Below are 22,772 nucleotides of genomic sequence, written 5' to 3'. Positions count from 1 at the left end.
TTGTCAGGGGTGCAGTACCTCCGCGAAGAAGCCCACCTCGGGATCCTCCGGCGTTCCGACCAGCAGAGCGCGGTCGAGCAGGATGTTGTTGTGCTCGCAACTCGTCTCCGGGAGCATCACGCAGGCGTGGCAGGCAGCGAGGTTCGTCCCGCCGGTGCCGGAGGCCTCGGTTTCGACGCACAGGGGGTCGGCGGAGCACCAGGAGGCCCGGCGGATCGCCGACCGGATCGCGCCTGCCAGTCTTTCGGGCTCGCCCTGGGCGACCAGGCCGCCGAGACTGCCCGCGGAGTCGCTGGTGGCGGTGTAGACGAGCAAGCCGGCCATTTCCTCGTCGGCGTAGAGGCGTTCGCGGAGGGCGGCGGCCGGGTAGCCGGCGTCCAAGCTCCACTCGTTGATGAGGACGTGGGCCAGGGTGTGCAGCAACACCATGCGGGGGGAAGCGGGGGAGGGCTGAACCTGGGTGGGGTCGGAGGCCCACTGCTCCATCAGGCGCTGGTGGGCGCTACGAACGCGTTCGGCGCGGTCGCTCACGGCGGTGAGCTTCTCCCAGGCTGCAAGCCGATCCTCTGCCAAGCGCAGGAAGACGCCTTCGCCGCGTACCTCCATGGCGGGCAGCCAGTTCAGACGAGTGTCCGAGAGTGCGGCTTCATAGGCCTCGGTGGCCGAGTTGGGATCGGCGAGGCGGGTGAACGCCTTGAGCGCGCGGACCTCGCGGAGCTTCTTGACCAGCATGGGACCGGTGACGCCGGTGCCTTCGAGCGCGTCCGGGGAGGTGAGTGGAGTCTCACAGATGAACTGCTCGTTGCGGGAGCGCTCACGCTCGTCGTTGCCAGCGCGGAGGCGCTCGTACTCCTTGTTGCGCAGGGCTCGGTAACGGTGGTCGAAAGAGGGCACCTCGTTGGCTGCGGGATCCTCCTCGCGTTCCGCGGCGAGGAGCGCCATGACCTCGTCGATGGGCACCGGAATGTCGTCTCCGAAGACGAATTTGAGGCGATCCTCCACCTCTGCTCTGGTGTCCAGCTCCCGAAGCCGGTCCCAGTACTCGGCGAGCACGTCCGCCCGCCCGTCACTCCAAGGCGGGATGGACAGCGCGGACTTCAGCACCGGCTGCCATACGGCGGAGGAACCACGCTGGAGGGTGCGCGCGGCGCGGCTGCAACTCTCGGCCGGAACGGAGGTGCCGAGCCACGGTCGGGTGCCCCGGCAACGCAGGCCGAGGTCCTTGAGAGCGCTCTTGCGGAAGGAGCCCTCCATCGACACCTCGGGCACCCCGCAGCTGCACGACACGACGATCGAGCGGAGCGAGGAGCTGCGGCCGGAGGTGCGCAGCCTGAGAGTGCCGCCGCACTGGCCGGCGGACGTCGTGCCGCTCCCTGCGGCGCGGTGAACCCAGTGCCAGTACGGGAACTCGTCGAGGTGGCCTGCCTCACAGGCGATCACGAAGCGAGAGGGGACCAGGTCGGCCTCACAGGTGCCGCACAGGCTCTTGCCCGGCGGCGGGTTGAAGTCGCGATGACGGCGCAACTCGTTGCACTCCGGGCAGGAGTGCATGAGCGGGAAGCGACGGACTCGGATGCCGTCCTTGCTGTACTCGTCGGACGCGGGCGGCAGCCGGAAGTGTTCGACCTTCAGGATGCGAGCGAGTCGACGTTCGTAGATGCGCGGCGCTTCGTCCGTGCTCCAGTGTTCATCAGCCCCGTCCAGGCCGGAGACGACGAAGGACTCATGGTCGACCGCGATCAGCGATCCGACGCCGTAGGTGGTGATCGCCTGGGCGCGACGGACCGCGCCGCGACGCGGAAGGTTGTGGACAGGCGCAGAGCCGTTCGCGCCGGCGCGGCGACGGCGCGCGGGGGGCGGGGTCATCGGGTGGCCTCCATGAACAGGGCGGACTCGGCATCGACATCGCGCAGGCTCCACAGGGTGGGCCAGGCCTCGGCGTTCTCGGCCTCATCGTCGTACGGCTGCAGAAGCGATGGGGTGCGCCTGCCCTTCCTCGGTTCGAAGAGCAGGCCGTTGTGGATGTCGGCCTCGTCGCACCACCAGCCCAGGAACTCGTCGAATGCACGGGAGACGGCGTCGGCCTCCTCGGGGGTGACGGCGCGCACTCGGTCGAGGAGGACGGGCTTGACCTCGTCGCGGATGCGGTGCTCGTACGACTCCACCCTGCCCGCAGCCTCGTTGGGCCGTGCCTCCGGGATCAGGATCCGGGTCAGCGCCACGACCACCGCGTGCAGTCCGCGTTCGCGGGCACGGGCGGAGAAGGGGGTGACGGACGTCGACTCGACCTCGCGGTACAACGCGGAGTGGAAGTGCAGGAAGCTCTCGTAGTGAGAGCGGTCGCGTGAGCGCGTCGAGTTGAGCATCACGGCGACCAGTCCGGGATGGGCGCGGCCGACGCGGCTGGTGGCTTGGATGTACTCGGCGGTGGTCTGCGGCTGACCCATCACGGCCATCAGCCCGAGCCGATCCACATCGACGCCGACCGCGATCATGTTGGTCGCCAGGAGGACGTCCACGACGTCCGGGTCGGGGAATGCCCGCTCGATGCCCTTGAGGCGGGCCGGGATCTCGCTGGCATCAATGCGACTGGTCAGCTCCGAATAGTGGGCGATGGAACGCACGGTGGTCTCCTCGCGCGCGGCCAGCAGCTCCAGATATGCCACCACGTCGTCATGAACCTGGAGTTCGGCCGCGGAGAGCAGTCGGAGACTGTTGAAGTAGCCGACCAGACTCCAGTAGGCGTCCCGCACTTCGTCCGAGGTCTTCGCCTGCTTGGCCCGGTGCAGCAGCGTCGCGTAGGTGCGGATGAGCAGGGTGGACTGGCTGGTACCGGGGGCGAGGAGACCGACGTAACGTCGGCTCGCCTTGTCCTCGCGCGGGGTCTCCACCGCGAACCAGGAGTCACGGGAGTCAAGGCCCGCGGGTGGGAACTGGCGGACCTCGCGGTCGAAGAGGCTGCGGCCCTGGTTGGCGGCGCGTCGGATGGTCGCCGTCGAGGCAATCACCTTGGGGCGACCGGCGAGCTCGTCGACGGCCGTCTCGTAGAGTCCGGTGAGTGTGCCCAACGGGCCCGAGATGAGGTGGAGTTCGTCCTGCACGATCAGCTCGGGCGGCGGCGTGCGGTCGCTCGGGTCGTCCCGGTTGAACAGGGCGGCGGTGGCCGGACGCCACGGCATGGACGCGAACTTGTCGACGGTCGCGATGACCAACGTCGGCCGGGCGTCGTACACCGCTTCGTCGATCAGATGAACGGGCAGACCGTCCGCGAAGTCGCAACCCGCACCGGGGCAGCGGACGTACATGCGCTTCGCTTCCTCGTCGACCTCGTACGCGCGGGCGTCCAGGCGGGTGCCGCACCAGGGGCAGCCATGCAACTGGACAGGGTTCTTGGTCGCCAGGCGCTTGTCGAGGTCCTTGTGGAGTTCCGCCAGTTGGTCGCCTGCGTCCTTCAGCTTGTTGGGCGTGGCCGATTCACCGACCCACATGCCGAGGGAGAACGGTTCGCCGCCCAGCTCCCCAAGGTTGTCGCGACGCATCCGTTCCATGGCGCAGAGCAGGATCGTGGCGCGCTCGAACTGCTGGAGGGTCAGAAGACGCAGGGTGTACCGCATCAGGACGGTGACCCCACCGCCGCTCGCACCGAGCCGGATCCGGCGCAGGAAGGAAGTGAGCGCGATCAGCCCGAGGTACGCCTCCGTCTTTCCACCACCGGTGGGGAACCACAGGAGGTCGGAGATCTCGCGGTCGCGGTGCTCGGGGTCGTCGATGCCGGCCAGGCAGAGCAGGACGAAGGCGATCTGGAACGGCCGCCAACGGCCCTCGGCGGGTGCGGGGGAGCCGTTGCGACCACTCTTCACCCAGGCGCTTCGAGCCCGCTGCTCGGCCATGGCCTGGTTGGCCAGTCGGAAGGCCCGCATCAGGTCGGGCTTGGTGCGCAGGAGGTCGATGCCCTCGCGGACCCGGCCCAGCGCCTCGCGGCAGGCGTCGACCTGGTCGCGGGCGGCCTTGTCGTACGCGCCGCCGATCAGGGCGACGGCCTCGGCCTGCTTGCGGTCGATCCACCGCTCGTAGCCCGTGGCGAGTGCTTCCAGCGCGGAGATGACCCCCACGTCAGGCTGCTCCGCCAGACCGAGCATGGACAGGGCGGAGCTGTCGATCTCCGGGTTGGAGTCGGTCAGCAGCACCTCCACGGTCGGCACGAACTCGCTCCGCACCTCGGACACACCGGCTGGCCCGGAGGAGTCCGTCACGCCGATCGGCGGCGGAGCCCAGTCCCACTCGGCGGCGCAGCCGTGCCCGACGGCGAAGGTCGGGACGTGGCGGTGCAGCAGGCGGCTGGTGGCGACCTCCGGATCGTGCGCGACATCGGGGGCGGGACGCTCGACGAAAGCGCTGGATCCGTCGGCGGCACGGACGACGAGCCCGCACTGGAACAGGGAGAACGCGTCCTGCAGCTCCCGCTCGCCGACCTTGTGCGTGTTGACCAGGGTCACCGTTACGGTCACCGTGCCCGACGCCGCGTCGGGCCGCCGGACGTTGACGCGCAGTGCGACGCCGTCGGCCAACCTGAACCGCAGGTCAGGAGCAGGCGTGGTCACGTCCACCGTGGTGTCGGGCAGCGCGAGTTCCTCACGCCGCCAGTGCTCCTGCTGGTCGGAGGTGGTGCGGGCCTCGGCGCGACGGGCGGGAACAGGGTTGCCGTCCGCGTCCGTGGGCCGGTAAGCGGCGGCCCGCGCGTGGACCACGACGGAATCGCTCATGGCCGGGGCGATCGCGAAGGTGAGCCCCATGGAGGAGGGCCGGCGAGCCCCGGCGGCGCCGACCTCTTGCGCCGTCCCGGACTCTTCCATGTTGTCGCGGGTACGCACGGGGGTCATGTCCAACCCTTCGTGCTCCGCGTCGTCCTCGCGCATCCTCTGCTCGGCTGCGTCGTCAGCCGACCTCGGGTAGAGGACACCGGCCAGATAGCGGTCGATCGGGGCATCCCGGGCAAGGATTTCCGCTCGGTCCTCCGGAGCCGCGTCCGGTGCAGGACCGAGAAGCTCGCGGCGGAGGCCGGCCAGCAGCTCCTCGTCTCGAACCCGGTAGTGCTCCGCGTGCCGGTTCTCCGTGTCGCTCATGCGCGCTGCTCCTCGTCGTTCGCCCGCCGGTACCTTCCGATTCCGGTGATCCGGGGCGCGATCCACACACCCCGGTCACCGAGGCCGGCATTGGCACTGGCGGCAGTGCTGCCTGCGACGGACTCCAGGGTGTCGATCCGAAGCCCGTGGATCTCGTCGGGCCACCAGGGGTCCCACGTGCGGTTCACCTTCTGCACCTGGAACAGCTCCTGCCGGAACCGTTCCGAGACCTCGCCGATCTCCCTCCCGTTGTGCAGCAGGGCGTACGGCGGGCTCTGCCACTCGCCGAGCGGCAGGTCATGACGCCTGCGCAACACCACTTCGTGGCCGGGGGCGACGTGTTCCAGAAGGTAGGACTGGGCCGTCACGGCGTCGGTCTCATGGCCGGGAGGGTTGTCCGCGCACACGTCACCGGACTCGCCGACGATCCCGTAGCGGTCGTACGGTCTCCAGCCGCCCAGAAACCTGCGGCCGTTCGCCCTGCCACCGGCCCGTTTGAAGATCGGCAGCTCGGGCCTGTCCGCGTGATACAGGTCCTGACGGGCTCGCGTCAGGGCCACGTACAGGGCACGGGCCTCGGCCGGGAGATCCAGTTCCTCTTTGAACTGCTTCTGCAACTCCGCGACGGTCGGCGGGGCGAGGACGATCACCCGGTCGAACTCCAACCCCTTGGCTCGGTGCACCGTGGAGACCACGATGCGTGCCGTCTCGGGATCGGCCAGCTCGTCCGGGAAACGGCCGTCGGTGACCAGGCGGCGCAGCCGGTCCAGGTCGAGGACGCCTCGCCCCGGGCCACGGGCGGCCCGGCGCAGCGCGGTCCACACCGCTTCCGGGGTTCGCTCGTACGGCAGAGGTATCTCCGCGAACAGCGACCCGAACCGGTCCTCGGCGAGCGTTGCGGAGTCGGTGCGGCGCAACAATTCAGCGACCCAGTACGGGACCGGACGGTCCTCCAACGGGCGCCGCAGTCGATGTGCCACCCCGTGCTCGTGGAGCAGCTCGGAGACGACGAGGGCCTGCCGGTTGTCACGGGCGAGAATCGCGCAGGCGTCGGGGAAGTTGCGGAGCCCGTCGAGGGTGAACGGGTCTGTGAGGGCTCCCATGCCGTTCGCCGGATCGAGGAGCAGTTCGCGCATCTCCTCGTAGAGGGCCGCGGCCTCGTCGGCATCCGTGACGTCTTGGAGACGCGGCCCGTGGGCCAGCGCGATCCGGGCCTCCGGAGTGGACGCTCGAAAGTTCTTGGTAAGGCGGAGTTCGACCAGGTCGTCAGGGTACGAGGCACGCAGCCAGTCGAAGAACCGGCCGGTCTCGTCGGCGCGTTCGGTCAGGTCCGTGATCTGGAAGCCGTAGACGGACTGCGCGGCGTCACCGACCACGGTGAAGCCGCAGCTCTCCTGATAACGGTCGAGCAGCGCCTCCACGAGTTCCCGACGGCCGCCCAGGAGGTCCTGCACCTCGTCGATGACCACGTGGGCGGGGGGCACGGCGTCGCCGGCCTCCAGCGCTCCTTTCTCTACCGCGCGGGCTGCCGCCTCGATCCGCTCCAGGAATGAGGCCGCGCTCCAGTCGTTGTCCGGGTGCGCCTGTCGCAGCACGCCGTACGCCCAGGCGTCGAAGGTCTGCGCCCGCACCCGGCGCGCGCGCTCACCGTATCGGGCGATTCGCTCCCGCAGCTCTCGGGCCGCCGCCCTGGAGAAGGTGAGCACCAAGATCTCGGAGGCCTCCAGCGACTCCTCCAGGTCCTCGTTCCCGCACAGTGCGTCGAGCCGGCGTACCAGCGTGTGGGTCTTGCCGGCCCCGGCGCCGGCGGTCACCAGGACGCGGGCGTCCCAAGGCTGCTCCACAACGGCCCGCTGCTCCTCGGTGAGCGGTGGACTGTCGAGGTAGGCGTCGGTCACGAACGGCTCCAGAGGTGCTCGAACTGGTTGAAGGCGAGCTGGGTGTCGAAGTTCTCGATGTTGTCGCTGACGTTGAGGATCAGGCAGCTGTCCTTGCCGCCGTTCAGGGGTCCGCGCAGGCCGCGACCGATCATCTGCTGGTACACGTTGGTGCTGTAGACCGGCCTGGCCACCACGACGGCGCGGGTGGCCGGCGCGTCGAAGCCCTGGGTGAGAACACCGTAGTTGGTGAGCACACGAATGCGGCCGTTTCGGAAATTCTCGATACGGGTGCGACGGTCCTGGGCGCTGGTCGTCGAGTCGACCGCGGCCGAACGGATGTCGCGGTCGTTGAGCATGGCCGCGAGGTACTTCGCGTGATCCACGGAGGTGGCGAAGAGCAGCGTCGGCCAATTCGCGGGCAGAGCGGCTACCTCGTCGACGATGCGGCGACTGCGCTCGTGGTCGTCGGCGAGCCGCTGCTCGGCGGAGCGAGAGAGCGTCGCCATGCGGTCGGCGTGGGTCTTCTCGTCCCGGGTCAGCTCGATCTTGCCGCCCTGCAGGGTGCGGTGCTCGACCTGGGCCAGCATCCCCCAGTTCTGCAGGTCTCGGTACGGGTCCCCGGAGGGGAATACACCTTCGTCGAGACGGCGGTTGCCGAAACGACTGACCAGCCGGCGGGTCTCTTCCTCGTTGGTGTTGCGGAACGGGGTCGCCGTCAACCCGAGGAGGTGGCGCCCGGTCTCGTACTGGGTGAGTCCCAATCGGCCCAGGATCTCGGTGTATCGCTTGGAGATAGCGGTGTGGGCCTCGTCCACGATCACCAAGGCGGCCTGTCGCAGCCAGGCGTACTGGTCGGTGCCCAGGCACCGCTCCAACTTGGCGTCGGTGGCGACCACCAGGTGGGGGTGCTCGACGACGTTGCCGACCTCGTTGCTGCTCCACAGCCGACTGATGGTGAGCGGACGTTCCGCTCCGACCTTGCTCCAGACGAACTTCCAGCTTTGGACCGCCTGTTCGCACAGCTCCTCGGTCTGCGCGATCCACAGCAGCGGCCCCTTGAGGTCGCCGAATCGCTTGACCCACCGAATCACGGCCTCGGCGGTGACTCGGGTCTTGCCCGCGCCGGTGGGCAGGGACAGCATGCCGCGCTGCGGGGCCAGCCGGTCGAGCATGGTGGAGATATTCCGGACCAGATCCTCCTGGTAGCCGTGGAGACTCGGGAAATCCTGAGGGCCCTCGACGGTCTCGAAGGCAGGAGGGGAAGGAGTCCTCGAGCCGGCGAATGCGACAGGCAGCCTCAGTTCCGAGACGAAGGCGATGGCTGCCGACGAACCCGTGTAGCCGACCGGGGCGTTGGGGAAGCGCGCCTGGATGTCGCGTGCGTGCTGCTGGAGCACGCCGTCGCCGTGCGCGTTGAACGCCATCTGCGCGACCCGACGTCCGGACGGCTCCACGCCGTCGGTCGCCTGCAGTTCGGCATCCATCAGTCCTTCAGGGAGCCCGGCACGCAGCGCCTCCGCCCCGATCAGCATCTCGATCTTGGCGACCACGTCCTCGGTCTCGCGTACGGCCTTCTGCGCGGCCTGCATCGCGCTGTCCCGCGCCATGCGGTCCTGGTGCTCCAGGACGGCCCGACAACCGGCCGGTCCGAGCCCGAGCCCGAGTTCGTGGTCGATCAGGATCAGCATCGGTTCGGGGTCAAGCGGGACACGAACCTTGACGATGCCGTTCTGACTGACTGCCTTGAGCGGAGTGGCGTGAGTCCCGTTGGGCGTACGGGTGATCTCCTCCAGCTCGCTGCAGCGCTGCACGAGGCTGTTGCGGTTTCCGCTGTGCAGACGCTGACGCAGGGCCGGGTACAGCTCGACGAGCGGCACCGGGTCGCCCTCGACCACCTCGCGGGTCTCCCGGCTGATCACATCGGCGTAGCGGAGCATGCCCCACTTCTCGATCATCAGCTCGGCGTCCTCGGTGGTCGGCACGAGGAGCGCGGGCAACTGTTCGGCACGGAGCGCCCGGTACTCGGCCGCATTGACGGCGAGGGTGATCTCCTCGTCTGGGCGGGTGTCCCAAGAGTCACCGACCCGGCAACGGGTCAGGGAGTCCTCCGGAAAGTCGGCACCGAAACGGGTGAGCATCACATAGGTGGTGCCGACGAAGGAGTCGTCCTCGCTACGGGACACCTCGTCGAGGAGGGCATCCCAACGGTCGGCAGGAACCTCGTCGACGGTGATCGGGAGCCGCAGCTTGCGGGCCTTCTCGGGGGAGATGTCGGCGACCGGCAGCACGTCCCGGTAGGCGGCGAGTTGGGGGCCGACGGCTTCCCGCAGCGGCTTGATCCCTTGCGAGGTGTCGACCGTGCCGTACTTCCTCAACATCCACCGGATCGGCGAGATCACCGCCTGCCGGGTGCTGGTCTGCGCGCCGATCTGCCGCGTCCAGTTGTCCACCACCGCGTCATCGGGCAGTACCTTCAGAAAGGCCGCACGTGACTCCTCGGAAAGGGCACGGAAGAGGTGCAGTGGGCCGCCGAACGCGGCGCCTTCGACCCTCATCCGGTTCAGTGCCGGACGGGGAGCGCGGCTGTCCAGACCGCGCAGATAGGCGGCGTGGACGGCGGCGCGGTACTCCTCGAACCAGGTCTCGTCCGCGTCTGGCTGCACCCCACCGGACGGTCGCTCTCGCAGGCCGATCTGCGAGAGGAAGGGAGCGTCGTCGGAATGGAACGCCATGTCGACGGCGACGCTCGGGTCGCGCTGCGTGTCGACCACAACACCCGGCAGCATGCAGTTCTCGACAGGGCGGAACTTGCCGTCAACAGTCCGCACTCGGAGCGTTGAGCGCGGCGTGGACACTCGTTCCAAGACCTTATGGGCCACGCGACGGGCCCCGGCCTGGCGGAAGAGCTCCCAGAACCGCTCCCATTCCGACTCGCTGTAGTGGTCGAAGCCCTGGTCGAGAACGCTGAAGAACCGGCCCTCGACATCGGCCTCCCGAATGCCCAGGACGTTGAGCGCGTGCATGAGCGACGGGTCCTGCGCGAGTTGGTCGACCACGTAGACCAGGGACTCGCGCAGTCCACCCTGATCGGCGCGGCGAAACACCTTGCCACGCACCGGGGCGACGAGACCGTGGTCTTCGGTCAGTACGATGCGGGCCTTGCGCGCCTCATCGGCGTAGGGGGAGCTGAACTCGATCATGTCCGCGAGAATGCGGATGGCCACGGCCGACGACTCAGCGGTGCCGCTCTCGACCAGGGCCTCCAGCCATTCGCGGACGTCGGTCCGCCCGTGCCCGGCCGCGGCGAGAATGTGCTCGACCTTTCCGGAGCGCAGGGAGTCCGCCTCGACGCTCGGGTGCAGCCAGTTCGAAGGGCGTTCGGGGCACTCGTGCCACATCCGGAGCCAACTGGACAGCCTCTTCAGGTCCCTGTCGAGTCGAGGGTGGACGCGCAGCTCGGTCGGGATGCGCAGGACGCCGTCCTGGTCGGGCAGTGACGGACTGTCCGCGGTGCGATCCCAGATCTCCCGGGTCAGGAACTCGTCGGCCCAGCTGATCGCCTCCTTGACACGGCCGGGCAGTAGCGGGAGGTAGGCAGCCGGGTCTTCGGCGGGGGCGAGAGAGGGGAGCGAATCGACGACCAACTGCGCCGCGACCCGGATCATCTCCTGGTTGAACGGGGAGGAGTCGAGGAGATTCTGCCGGTCCTCGTTGGTCTTCCAGGCTCCGTTGAGGATGCCACTCAGTGACATTTCGTACTTGGTTGGGAAGAAGGACCAGAACGTACCGCGGCCACGGGTCCGTGAGTTGATGTACAGACCGCTCTCCGAATCCTTTTCCAAGGCTGGAACGCCCCAGGAGAGGTCGAGCGAGAGCCGGTCGTGCAGTTCGCCCGCGTCTGCCCGTGCCGCCGGACCGGGTGTGTGGGTGGTGGTGAAGACCCGCCAACGGATCGTGGTGGTCTTCCCGGTCCGTTCCTCGGTCACGGTGTGCAGATCGCCGATTTGCCGCGTTGTCAGGACCCGGCGAACAGCCGGGATGTGACGACGGTCCTCGAGGACTACCTTCGCGACGTGCGGTGAGAAGAGCTGAAAGCCCACGGGGAACTCGTCGCGGGGCTCTCCGTGATCCCTGGCGCGCCCGCCGTGCATGTCCAGGCCCAGACGCCGGTCCGTCTTCGGCAGCAGGGGCAGGCGTACTACGGTGGTCGCCCAGGTCAGCAGCTCGTGCAGGACGGGGTCGCCGGCGCGCTCAGCCAGCACGTCAAGGGGACGCGCCATCCGGAGAACGGGGGCGTCGAATTCACAGCCGTACCTGGCGGCCACGCCGGGCACGTTCTTGATTTGCTCGTACGACCAGGCACGGTCGAATCCGAAACTTCCCGTACTGCTGAAGAATTCAGGTGTGTCGGTCACGACGAGGACCGATTTAACGCCGACCCCGAACCTTCCGATCTGCCCTCCGCGCTTCTTCGACATGCTCATCCGAAGAATGGTTTCCGCTCCCTCAGGAGTGACGGGTTTTCCTTCGTTCGCGCAGTACAGATGAGTTTCTGTGAGAACGACGTGAACTCTTCCGCCGGGCTCTTCAGAGATCTCGTCGGCTGCGTTCTGGACGAGTTCGAAGAGCTGACGATCACCATATCCGCCTTGGGTGATGCGACGCTCTCCATTGGCGTGCTCGGCCACGAGACCGGGGTCTACGGCATACGTCTGCAGGACCCGAGAAGATTGCTCGATGACGGTTTGAACTACGGGAGAGAACGAAGGCGACACTGATCCTGTACTCCTGAAGTGTCAAGGATTCTGGGCGAAAGCGTACGTGATGGGCCGGCTGCTGCTTTGTGCAGCCGGCCCACGGGTGTTTTCCAGTGGTGCCGGGGGTGTAGGCGCGTTGAACCTTCGCTTTTCCGCTGGTGAAGGCGTCAAGAGGATGTGGCGAAGGGCTCCGACCTTTCGGAGTGGCCTGGGAAGGTCAGGCCGCAGGGGCGGTGTCGTCGTGGGGAGGTTCCTGAATGAAGTCCCGCAGCTCAGGGAATCTTTCCAAGAATTCATCTTCGCACGGGTGGCCTCTCAGGAGGTCTGCTGCTGCCTTAGGCTCAACAACCCCCTGTGCGATGTCTGAGTTGAGCGTGCTCAGGCCACGGGAAGAATCCAAGTCGTAGCCGTAGTACTCGTCCATATTAAATCCCCCTGTCGCGTCGTATCGCACAAGGGTATATAAAGGCACAGTTGACCCCTCGTGGAAAATGGATTGCAAGAAATCTTGGGTAAAACGTTTCCCTGGTAAATTAGGCTAGCAGGTTACGGGACTGTGTGGCCAGCGCCTTGCTCTTGATGAGAATCTACCTGTGTGAGGTTGGGCTACGCCTGTGGACTTTGGTCCTAGATGCCGATTTGGGCATACGTGTGGCCTGCCGCCCGACCCCTCAAATTTCATTTAGGGAAGCGAGCAGGGCGAAACTCTTCGCCGCGACTCATATTAATTGAGAGTCGGCCTCCGGGTCAACCCCAACTCCCGCTCTTTAGTGGGTAGTTGGGCGCTCCTCTTGTGGAGCACGGCGTAAGTAGACCTAAAACTGGGCAAATTGACCCACCGGCGCAAGTCTCCCGGGCGCCCGGGTTCGATCAACTCCTGGTTGACAGTGTCCAGCGTGTCAAATTAGCCTCCCAGTCAGCCGCCTGGGAGTCGCAGGCGGTTCCTAGGGGAAGAGCAGGTGGCACGTGGAGACAGGTGAGGAGTTCGGGCCCTGGCTGGCCCGTCAACTCAAACTCGCGGGGAAGACGCAGGCCGAACTGGCCCAGGAACTCGAGCTGACTCGGGCGGCCGTCTCCGCATGGATCACCGGGAGGTCGACCCCCCGCCCGACCGTCATGCAGGACATCGCCAAGGCGCTGGGCACAGACCTCGGCACGGTGCACACCCGCACCACAGACACCCAGGCCGGCCTGCCGGTCACCTGGTATCACCGCCCCGGCTACCCCGACGGTGGCCGGGACCTGGGCAATGCCGCGGCCTTCGCGTTCGACGCCGACGTCCAGGTCCTCGCACGCGAGACCTGCCAGAACAGTCTCGACGAGCGCCTGACGGAGAACGGCCGACCGGTCCGTGTGCGTTACACCCTGCACGAGCTGACCGGCGAGGCCCTGGACGCCTTCCGCGAGGCGATTCTCTGGAACGATCTCTTCCCGCACTACTCCGCAGTCTCGGAGATCGCCGGTAACCAGAAGGTCGGCCGGGTCGTGGATGCCGGGGTGCGCGACATGTACGAGAAGGGCCGCCTGGTCCTGCTACGGATCGATGACTACAACGCTTCCGGGCTCATCGGCGACGACTACGCGGACGGCAAATTCGCCGCAGTGGTCAGGCGCCAACTCGAAAGCCTCAAGTCCGGTCATGGCGCGGGTGGTTCGTACGGGCTGGGCAAGGCCACGTTGTGGGCCACCAGCGCTCTCGGCCTCGTGCTCATCAACTCCACTCTGTCCGAGCCCCATGAGGGGCGTACCGAGAGGCGTGTCATCGGCCGTCTCGAACTGCCGTGGCGTGAGGTCGGCGGCGAGCCCTACGCGGGCCCCGCCTGGTTCGGACGCCCCGACCCCGATTCACCCGGTGCCATGGTTGCCCGGTCCTGGTGGGCGGATGAGGAGACGGTGGCTCGCCTGCACTTGACCCGGGAAAGCGACGAACCCGGTACTTCCTTCCTCATCGTCGGCGCGCACGACGTGGCCAGCCTCGAGGACGACTCGTCCGATACCGACGGCGAGACCCCGGATGAGGACGGCGGCGAGGACACGCGCGACATCCGGAAGATGCACCGCCGTCTGGTCGAGGCGCTCGGGCGTGATTTCTGGGCGGCGATGACCGGCGGGGGCAGCAGGCTTCCCCTGCTGGAGGTCTCGGTCCGCTCCATGCGCAACGGCGACGTGGTCGTCGCGGAGGAGCAGGTGGACCCGTCTGCCGAGCAACCCTCCCGAACCCGTGCGCTGCGGGCGCACTACGAGGGCACCACCGTGGATCGGCTCACCGAAGCCGGGCAGGTGGCGGCGCGGAGCGTTCCGCTGCGGCTGCCGCTGTCCGGGGGCGCCCGCGGCACACTCGGTACGCACCAAGCGGTCCTGTTGGTCACCGAAGCCGACAATGACAAGGACACACCGAAGAACCAGGTGCACTCGCTGCGTGGCAACCGTATGACCGTGAAAAGGGTCGGGGTTCCGAACCTGCCGCTCGGGACCAATCCTTTCCAGGCCGTGCTCTTGGTGGGGGAGGCTGCCGGGGAATCGGCTCCCTTCGCGAAGGAAGCCGAGGAGTTCCTGCGTGCGGCAGAACCGCCTGAGCACGACCGCTGGGGACAGACGGAGGAACTGACCCTGCGCTGGTCGCCCTCCGCGTATCGGCGGATCAACACGCTGACCACCGAGGTCAACACTGCGGTGAGGGAACTCGTCGCACGGCCCAAGCGCGGCAGCCGTGAAGGCGGCGAGGCCCTGCGCAAGGCATTGACCGTGAAATCCAGGCCCAAGGCCAAGGCACCTTCCGGCCCGGTGGTTCCGGTACTGGACGGACTCGACGCGTCGATCGGTGACGCTGGGGAGTGGCAGATCACCGCCGAAGTGAGTATCCCGCGTGGCGACGAGGTCGTCCCGATGGTGCCGGTAGCCCAGATGGACGTGCGCTCCGGAGGCCGCCCGAAGCTGGACTGGGCGGAACTCGAGGCCGTAGAGGGCTGTGAGGTGGAGGACGGGGCCCTGCGCTTCACACCGGGCGTGCGTCGCGCGAAGTTCCGAGGTTCCACCGACGTCACCAGCCACCCGGTCAGGACCACGCTCACCCGCCTCGTGGTCGAACTTCGTGTCGGCAAGGGGGAGTGACGGTGAAGTTCTACCCGTACAAGCGACTCAACCGGCCGGTCGCACTCCGGGTGACCTCGGTCTCCCTCAAGCTCTCCGACGGCACCAGGGATCAACTGGAGACCACTTCCTACTCGACCCAACAGCAAGCCGTCGCACTGGGCATCGCCGGCCACAGCGACTGGGTGAGCGCCACGATCGGCCTCTCGGCGACGCTGCCGCCCGGCGCGAACGCGCCGGACGCGGCCTGGTCCGACCTGCGCGTCCTCGCCGTACTGACGGACGGCGAGACCAACGTCCGCACCTCCGCAGACCTCACACGTGACGCTGAGGACGGCCGGGACTGGTCCGGCTCACTGGAGGTACTCCGTGACAACCACTTGAGTCGGGCCTCCCTCGCCGTGCATGCGGTCGGGACGGTGGACGGAGTGCGGGGACGAGCGATCGCGGAGACGGACCGAAGTTGGATCATCGACACGGTCTCCGAGGAGCCGGTCCGTGGACTCCAACTGGACGTTCAGAAGGCATCGTTCAGCAAGAGCTCCAGGGAGTGGCTGCACACCTACGCCGACGTGCCCTGGATCGTGGACACTTCGGCCCGGGTCCCCACAGTGTTTGTAAACACCGACGTGGAAGGGGTCCTCGGATTGCTGGACAGCAGCGGCACCGGTGTGGACAGCAAGGTGCGTGACCTCCTCATCGCTCAGATGGCCGCTGACGTCTGGACGGCGGTGTTCCACGGCGCCATCGGCGATCTGGAGGTGGAACCCGGCGGCGGTCCGGTCTTCCCGGTCGACTGGCAGGGCGAGGTGCTCCGGGAGATGCTCCCTGACGTGGTTCCAGGCGTGCATGTCGAGGAGGCTCTCCGGCAGGTCCATCGCCGTCGCACAGGCGATTCGGGCTGGGCAGAGCTACAGACCCGGATCCACTACGCGGCGGCTCGACGGGCCGATGCCACCAAGGCGCTTGCCTACGCCATCCGCGGTCTGGAACAGATGAACCGGGAGAAGACGTGATCACCCAACCGAACCACGTACCGGACCGCTTGGCGCTGCTCGCCGGCTCGGCCGTCGATCCGTTCCTCACCGAGGAGCTGCTCAAAGCGGAGCAGGTGCACGGTGGCGTCGATCTCGCCAAGGTTGTCGAGCCGCTTCCTGAGGACGACGCCAGATGGTCGGCGGAGCCGATCCGCAGCTTGGTGGATGACGCCATGTTCGAGTTCCAGGAGGACCGCACCCGAGCTGACGCGTGGCTCGCGCCGCGACTGCATGCCACGCTGCGGCTGACGCGGCGGGAGGCGGCGGACAAGCGACTGTGGAATCACATCGCCCTGGCGGTGGCCCCCGATTACGTCGCGTGGCGTCACCTGTCGGAGGCGACGGCGAGCAGGCCGGTGAGGCGCGTCGCAGCGGATCGCTTCCGGGGTCCCGCGGACCGTCAGTGTTTCTCGCGCCTGTGGTGGGCGGCTGAACTCTTCCGGAACGGTCCTGACTACGAGCCCGTCGAGGTCGCTTGCGGGAATCAGGACCTCATCCACACTGTCCTCCGGATGGAGCTGATCGACCACCGTCCCACTGCTCAGGCACTCGTCCGCCTCCTGAAAAGCGGGCAAGTGACTACCGGCCGAGAGGTCAACGGGCTCAGCGTGGCGATCAATACGGCGGGAGCGACCCTGACGTATGACGCTCTCGCACCGGACGAGCCCAGGGACCCCACCCGTTTGCGCGAGTGGATCGCTGAGGCGGACACAGCGCCGCCGGTGGCACGGCACGCACTCCCGGAGGGGCCTGACGAGGACCCGGTGCCGGAGAGGTCCGTGGCCGAACTCACCAACTACTTTGCCGAGTTGTTCGAGACAGCGCCGGTCAGGGGCAGGAAGAACGAGGACTGATCCGGCGGCCCTTGAGCTACCGCGGGGACTTCTTCTTGCGCGGGCGCGAGACCGAGCTGGGCGGCGCCTGATCCTCAGGGCGCGGGCAGCGGGCGGTGCAGTCGTCCGCCGCCCCGCACCCCTGGCTCCGTAGCTTGGCGCGCTGTTCCTCCGTGGCCGGCTGCCACGGTGTCCTCAGCGCGTCAGGGGTCGGCGCGGGAAGACCGAGCGCGGCGCTCAGCAGGTGTGCGCCGAAGAGGGGAGGTACGGCATTACCCACTTGCTGGGCCTGTGCCGTACCGGACCAGGGGTAGTCGGGCGGGAAACTCTGCAGCATTCCCGCCTCGTTCATGCTGAAGCGAGGGCCCTCGTAGACGATGTTGTCATCAAGGTGTTCAAAGACCACGAATCGGGAGATGCGGCCGGTGACGGTGGCGGCGGGCTGCCGGTCGGTCCGTACGCCGCGGCGCCCTGGGTTTCCGGAGCTACCGTAGTTCGAGCGAACCAGGAAGGGTGTCTTGCGCCCCGGGTGCGTACCCACCGGGCCGGCCAATGCCTTGCCCATGGACGTCCACTGTTCCCGCTCGTCCTCCTCCCGGCGTTCTTGAGGCTCCGGGGCGCTCTCCTCGTCAAGGGTCGGCTGATGGGTCTGAGCCGAGATCCTTTCGTTCCTGCGATTCCACTCCTTCGCTTCGTAGGCGTGGTGGGTCGGCGCGGGCAGCGCGGGCTCACCGAGCCCGTCACGACGAGCGATCAGTACGGCTCGGGAGCGCGTCTGCGGCACTCCGTAGGTCTCGGTGTCGAGGACATCGACGACGACCTTGTACTTGGTGCCATCGGGGAGACCGGTGTTCTCCAACACCAAGGCGTAGTGGTGCCAGAGCGCCTCGACCGCGGGGACCTGTTCCAGAACGATGACGTCGTACGGTCGGTTGCCGCGGTTCGGGCTCCTGGTCGCCTGGATCGCGTACCGGAGGGGTTCGAGGACCAAGGCGGTGCGCGGATCGCTGAGCTTCTTGAGTTCCTTGTCGATCTCCTGGTCGGAGTCGCCAGCCATGAGTCGTTCGATGTAGCCCTTGACCTCCTCCAGGGCCTTGCGGCCGGCGCCGCTCCCGGCCACCGAGTACGTCTGACACGGTGGGCCGCCGGCGAGCACGTTGATCTCCGGCGGCAACGATTCGAACGTTTCCCGGCGGACCGCGCTTACGTCGGCGTGGAGGGTGTCCAGTCCGGCCGCGTACCGTGTCAGACACGCGCTTCTGTCCCACTCGATGCCGAGACTCGGGATGTCGAGTGCTTGTCCTGCGACATCCAGCCCTCCGGGCCCCGCGAAGAGATCCAGGACAAAGGGCTTGTCGAGGATGGACTGGTGTGGCGCCGCGCTGGTCATGTGGCGGAAGTCTAGCCGGCCGCGGACACTGCCGGCCCGCCCTCCAGTGCTTCGGCGAAGGCCCGTCCCAGCGCCTCTCCGACGGGCGGCGGGGTCGCGTGGCCGATCTGGCGGTAGCGGGCGGTCTTGAGCCCGGCGATCTCCCAGGAGACGGGAAACCCCTGAAGTAGGGCCGCCTGTTCAACCGTGATCTTCACCATGTTGTCCCTGCCGAGTTCGGGATCCCAAATGAACTCAGGGCCGGGGACCGTGTCACCCAGCGTGTGAGCGTTGACGCCCATGGTCGCCCACTTGCGCTTGGCTCCGGTCGGTCCCAGGTCGGCGCCACCCCGATTCTTCGACCCTCCGACCAGCGTCGGAGCCGGTTGGTCGGCTTGGGCGGCCCAGCGGGCGGCGTCCTGCCAACCGCGCGAGGCCATGGACGGCCCCAGAGCGGCACCGACCGTCGTCGGCTCCAGCACGGTAGGCGAGGGCGGTCGGAACGCTTGGGCCCGATCCCGTTCGACGGCCACCAGGACGCCCTGCTTGCGGCTTTGCGGAACGCCGAAATCAACGGCATTCATGACAAACCAGCTGAATTCGTACCCTAAGTGGGCGAGTTCGGCCCGGGCGAAGTCACGGAACGGCTGATAGTCGTCCGCGTCAGCGAGCCCGGGAACGTTCTCTATGAGCACAGCTCGAGGCCTGATCGCGTGCACGAGGTAGACAGCGGCCTCCAACAGCCGCTCCTCCATACCGGAGTCCGCTCGCCCGACGGTCGCATTCGACTTCACCCGTGGCAGACCCGCCGCGAGGAGATCCACGTCGTAGCTCACCGGGTGCTCGGCGGGATCGAAGTCCAGCAGGTCGGTGTGCAGCACGTTCCACAGCGGCCGATTGGTCCGCAGAGTCGTGACGGCGGGAACATCGTCGTCCAGCAGAAGACGCGGTTTGAACCCCGCCCGCTCCAGACCGAGAGCAAGTCCACCTGCCCCCGAGCACACATCTACGAAGGTGAGTCCGCTCACTTTTCTTTCCCCCTTGTTCGTTCCGACCGACGTCGCTGCACGGCTGCCGCCACCCGTACCGCTACTTCTTCGGGAGCTTCGTGCTCCCAGAACCGCAGCACCGTCCACCCCGCTGCGAGCAGATGCTCCGTCGTCTCCCGGTCGCGGGCCATGTTCCGGTCCAACTTGGTGCGCCACCAGTCCGCGTTGGCCTTCGGGTGAGTGGCGTGCTGGGGGCAGCCGTGCCAGAAGCAGCCGTCGATGAGGACCGCGACCTTGGCCCGGGGGAACGCCACGTCGATACGCCGTCTGGGCAGGCCCGGCACGGGATATTCCACGCGGTACCGCATCCCGGCCGCGTGCAGCAGCCGCCGCACGGCCAGCTCGACGGCCGTGTCCTTGCTCGCCTGCCTTTTCATGCGGGCCGAGACGCCGGGAGACGAAGGCGTCACGCTGTTCACTGTCGAGCCTCACGCATGCATGTCGTCACGGTCGATGATGGCTGCTTCCGGGCATGAGCCGATCCATACCCGATCACTCATGGCGATGCGGTCAGTTCTAGCAGTAGCCACCGACATACGAAGGGCCTTTGCCGCAAGCTGATCGTTTTCGGGCTGTCGGGCTGCCCGCTTCCTGCCAGTGTCGCGCTTCCGCGCCCCGCCTCAAGGGCGCTTCACTCCGCTGCGCTGCGTTCCGCGTCGGCTGGCGCCGATGGCCCTGCGGGCCACCCTTGACCCGGGCCGCTCCGGCACGGGAGAGAAGCGAGCGGGCGGCCCGGGGGAGCGGGGGCCTAGGGTCGGTGGCGGCGCCGCGCGCTGTGCAGGTGCCCGGCGTGACGGGCGCGTCAGCGGTTCCGCGCACGCCGGGTCGGGTCAGCGGCGCCTGGCCGGCGGTCCTCCTTGATCAAGGGCAGTGGGATCTCAGGCCGTGCTGCCGTGGCACTCGCCGTACATCCGCCCCGACCCGCACCAGCAAGCCGCCCCCTGCTGCGGCGGCCAAGCCACAGCCCGCCCCCTCGCCGCCAGGGTCGTTGCGTACTGGGGAAGCAGTGTCGCGTCGGTCGGGGAGGAGAGTTCCGATGCTGCGAAGGCCTCGTACGACGGGACCGTGCCCGTGACGATGCCCAGGTTCGGGGTGCCGGAGGAGGACAGTTCGCGCAGGGACTGCTCTATCGAGGCCAGGTGCTCGCCGTGGGAGGGGTACTCCGTCGACAGTGACGGATATGCCTCCAAGAGTTCCGTGAGCTCGTCCGCCGGCCAGTGCAGGATCGCCACCGGGAAGGGGCGGGAGAGGGCCTCCCGGTACGCGCCCAGTTCCGCTCGGAGGCGGAGGATCTCCGCCTCCAGTTCCGCTGGGTTCTCCGAGCCCAGGGACCACACGCGCTTGGGGTCGTGGAGTTCGTCCAGGGTGATCGGGAGGGAGTGGACCGAGTCCGCCAGGGCGTCCCACTCGTCGTGGGACTTGCCGAGCATGCGCCGTACGCGGTGGCGGCCGAAGAGAAGGGGGTGGGTGGCGTAGGGGGGCTCCTCGACGTCCGTCAGGAGGCGGTGCACGGCCTCCGTGAACGTCTCGTGGGCCGCTTCCAGTTCGTCGTGGGACTCCAGGGACTCCGCGACGATCACCCAGGGGGCCGGGTCCTTGGGGGACGCCGCCCGGACGCCCTCGATGATCGCCCGGGCCTCGGCCTCGTGGCCGTACTCCCAGAGGTTCGAGGCCTTGAGCGCCCGTACCAGGTGGGGGTTCTCCAGGCCGTCGGGGGAGGACAGCAGGCGGTCGTAGAGGGTGGTCGCGTTGGGGCGGTCGCCGGAGAGCTCCAGATGGGCCGCCGCCCGCAGCAGCAGGGCCTCGGCGTCCTCGGGATACAGGCCGGCGGTCCGCTCCAGGCGTGCCGCCTCGGCGGTGTGGTCGACGTTTTCGGCAGGCGTGTCGGGGCGCATGGGGGACACCGTACTGCCGGGAGGTGACGAGCGTGAGAGATGCGCAGGCCAGACCCCCGGCCGACTCTCACGCTCATCACCAGGGCTTTACGGTTCGCTCCGAACCGTCGCCGAGTCCGGCTACAGCGTCACGTTGTCCACCTGCAGCGTTTGGACCGACTTCGCGGTGAATGGGACGCTCACCGACTTGCCACTGAGGCGGATGTCCGAGCGTGCCGTGTAGAGGTCGCCGCCGCCCGTCGTGACCGTGTTCCAGCGCGGGACCAGGCCCCCGGAGCCGCCCGTCACCGTCGCGAAGCGGGAGAGGTCGAAGGCGAGGGTCTGGGCCGAGGTGGAGGTGTTCACCGCGACGATCACCAGGCGGCGGGCCGTCGCGTCGTAGGCCGCCACCGCGTAGTCCACGCCCGTGTGCAGGATCGTCATGCCGGGGCGGATGTGGCGGCTGAAGTGGGCCATCACGTAGTGCTTGGTCTGGACGGTGGTCGGCTGGAGGGTGTTCGCGTCATAGGCGATCATCGCCCAGCCCGTCGACGGGTCCATGACCTGCCAGTAGCACCAGGCCGTCGGGTGCAGCCAGCGGAAGTCGAGGCAGAGGTTGGAGGCCATCGTCAGGCCCGTGCCGTCGCTGTCGCCCGTCTCGGAGTTCCACAGCTTCTTGCGGGAGGTGGTCACCACGTCCGTGTAGAGGAGGTCGCGGCGGCCGCCCGAGCCCTGGTAGCCGTGCACGTTGACCTGGGAGACCAGGCCCTTGGTGGTCGAGTTGAAGGACGACCACGTGGAGCGGGCCGTGTCGTAGTTCGTCTCGTCCGAGGCCGCTATGCGCAGGCCGGTCAGGCCCCGCTTGTCCAGTTCGCTGCGCATGTACGGGAGGACGGCCGCCTGGACCGCCGGGTCCATGTGGCAGCCCTCCTGGGTGCCGGTCGCGGTCCACCAGGTGGAGGCCGGCTCGTTGAAGGGGTCGACCGTCGCGAAGTTCACGCCCCAGTTGTTCTTGGCGTACAGGGCTGTCGCCGCCAAGTGGCTCGCGTGCTGGCGGTAGTTCCAGGTCTGGAGGTTGTTGCCGCCGCCCGACGCGCCCGAGGGGTTGTGGTTGCTGCACATCCACCACATCGGGGAGTTGGCGAACAGTTCGGTGACCGCGCCGCGTTGCGTCGCCTTCACCAGCATCGCTCGCTGGTTGGCGTCCGCCGTCCACTTCCACGCCGAGGACGTGGGGTCCTCGTTGTTCCAGTCCTGCCAGAAGCCCTCGATCTGCTTGAAGGCGGGGATGTTGGGCGACTTCACCATCGTCTCGCCGCCGACGCTGTTCCAACTGCACGCGCCGAGGTTGTAGCGGGCGATGTTGAGGCCCAGACCGGGAAGGGAACGGCCGTTGTACGTCACGGACTTGGTGGTGAAGAACAGGTCGGCGAAGTCGTCCCGGCCGCCGAAGACGTTGGCCCACCAGGCGAGGGAGGTGCCCCAGCCCTCCCAGGTGCCGTACGTCGTCGACGGGTTGACGGCGATCGTGGCGTCCGCGTGCGCGGTGCCCGTCGCCAGGGCGCTGCCGAGGAACGTACCGCCTGCTGCGGCCAGCAGACTTCTGCGTCGGATCACGGTTCCTCCGTAAGGGAGAGGGGGGCAGACGCCGGTCCCCGGCCCGGCGTCACAGGGGTGTCCCCGTGGTTGGTGACGAGAAGCATCGGGTGTGGCGTGTGGGTTGTCGAGGGTTCTGACGAACCTTCTTCAAACCCGTTTAC

13 protein-coding genes are annotated in these 22,772 nt (G+C 67.8%); 3 read left to right on the top strand and 10 right to left on the bottom strand.

Going from position 1 to position 22,772, the window contains the following annotated elements:
- Positions 1-3 precede the first annotated feature (3 nt).
- From drmB to ACZ7EG_RS04340, 5 genes are all read right to left on the bottom strand, one after another.
- Positions 4-1,866, bottom strand: coding sequence for a DrmB family protein (drmB, locus tag ACZ7EG_RS04360; protein ID WP_471072043.1), 1,863 nt, complete (start codon positions 1,864-1,866; stop codon positions 4-6).
- Positions 1,863-5,123 carry a helicase-related protein gene (locus tag ACZ7EG_RS04355; protein ID WP_471072040.1) on the bottom strand — a complete coding sequence of 1,087 codons (3,261 nt, stop codon included), beginning with the start codon at positions 5,121-5,123 and terminating at the stop codon, positions 1,863-1,865. Before ACZ7EG_RS04355 ends, drmB begins: the two co-directional genes overlap by 4 nt.
- Positions 5,120-7,021: a UvrD-helicase domain-containing protein gene (locus ACZ7EG_RS04350; RefSeq protein WP_471072037.1), complete on the bottom strand. Its 1,902-nt coding sequence runs from the start codon at positions 7,019-7,021 to the stop codon at positions 5,120-5,122. The genes ACZ7EG_RS04355 and ACZ7EG_RS04350 overlap by 4 nt, the downstream gene beginning before the upstream one ends.
- Entirely contained in the window at positions 7,018-11,778 is a 4,761-nt protein-coding gene (locus ACZ7EG_RS04345; protein WP_471072034.1) for a DEAD/DEAH box helicase, read from the bottom strand. The genes ACZ7EG_RS04350 and ACZ7EG_RS04345 overlap by 4 nt, the downstream gene beginning before the upstream one ends.
- A gap of 199 nt (positions 11,779-11,977) precedes the next feature.
- A complete protein-coding gene (locus tag ACZ7EG_RS04340; protein ID WP_471072031.1) occupies positions 11,978-12,184 on the bottom strand; it encodes a hypothetical protein in 207 nt (68 codons plus the stop codon).
- A 542-nt stretch (positions 12,185-12,726) separates the two neighbouring features.
- On the opposite strand from ACZ7EG_RS04340, the gene ACZ7EG_RS04335 reads away from it, so the two are divergent.
- From ACZ7EG_RS04335 to ACZ7EG_RS04325, 3 genes are read left to right on the top strand one after another with little or no spacing between them, the layout of a single operon-like run.
- Complete coding sequence (locus ACZ7EG_RS04335; RefSeq protein ID WP_471072028.1) at positions 12,727-14,871, top strand: helix-turn-helix transcriptional regulator; 2,145 nt, start codon at positions 12,727-12,729, stop codon at positions 14,869-14,871.
- Positions 14,872-14,873: 2 nt separating this feature from the next.
- Positions 14,874-15,866 (top strand): hypothetical protein, encoded by a 993-nt coding sequence (locus tag ACZ7EG_RS04330; RefSeq protein WP_471072025.1) that lies wholly within the window; start codon positions 14,874-14,876, stop codon positions 15,864-15,866.
- Positions 15,863-16,741, top strand: coding sequence for a DUF6339 family protein (locus tag ACZ7EG_RS04325; protein WP_471072022.1), 879 nt, complete (start codon positions 15,863-15,865; stop codon positions 16,739-16,741). Before ACZ7EG_RS04330 ends, ACZ7EG_RS04325 begins: the two co-directional genes overlap by 4 nt.
- 16 nt (positions 16,742-16,757) lie before the next feature.
- On the opposite strand, the gene ACZ7EG_RS04320 is transcribed toward ACZ7EG_RS04325, so the two are convergent.
- From ACZ7EG_RS04320 to ACZ7EG_RS04300, 5 genes are all read right to left on the bottom strand, one after another.
- A complete protein-coding gene (locus ACZ7EG_RS04320) occupies positions 16,758-18,110 on the bottom strand; it encodes a DNA cytosine methyltransferase (RefSeq protein WP_471072019.1) in 1,353 nt (450 codons plus the stop codon).
- A gap of 11 nt (positions 18,111-18,121) precedes the next feature.
- Positions 18,122-19,117 (bottom strand): DNA cytosine methyltransferase, encoded by a 996-nt coding sequence (locus ACZ7EG_RS04315; protein WP_471072016.1) that lies wholly within the window; start codon positions 19,115-19,117, stop codon positions 18,122-18,124.
- Entirely contained in the window at positions 19,114-19,515 is a 402-nt protein-coding gene (locus ACZ7EG_RS04310) for a very short patch repair endonuclease (protein ID WP_471072469.1), read from the bottom strand. The genes ACZ7EG_RS04315 and ACZ7EG_RS04310 overlap by 4 nt, the downstream gene beginning before the upstream one ends.
- A 501-nt stretch (positions 19,516-20,016) precedes the next feature.
- Positions 20,017-21,033 carry an SEC-C domain-containing protein gene (locus ACZ7EG_RS04305; protein ID WP_471072013.1) on the bottom strand — a complete coding sequence of 339 codons (1,017 nt, stop codon included), beginning with the start codon at positions 21,031-21,033 and terminating at the stop codon, positions 20,017-20,019.
- 120 nt (positions 21,034-21,153) lie between these two features.
- Complete coding sequence (locus ACZ7EG_RS04300; RefSeq protein ID WP_471072010.1) at positions 21,154-22,629, bottom strand: glycoside hydrolase; 1,476 nt, start codon at positions 22,627-22,629, stop codon at positions 21,154-21,156.
- Positions 22,630-22,772 lie beyond the last annotated feature (143 nt).

It is taken from the genome of Streptomyces sp. NPDC037100 (genome assembly GCF_055606225.1).
Note: the sequence above shows the minus strand (reverse complement) of the source record. Positions and strands in the feature narration are given on the sequence as shown.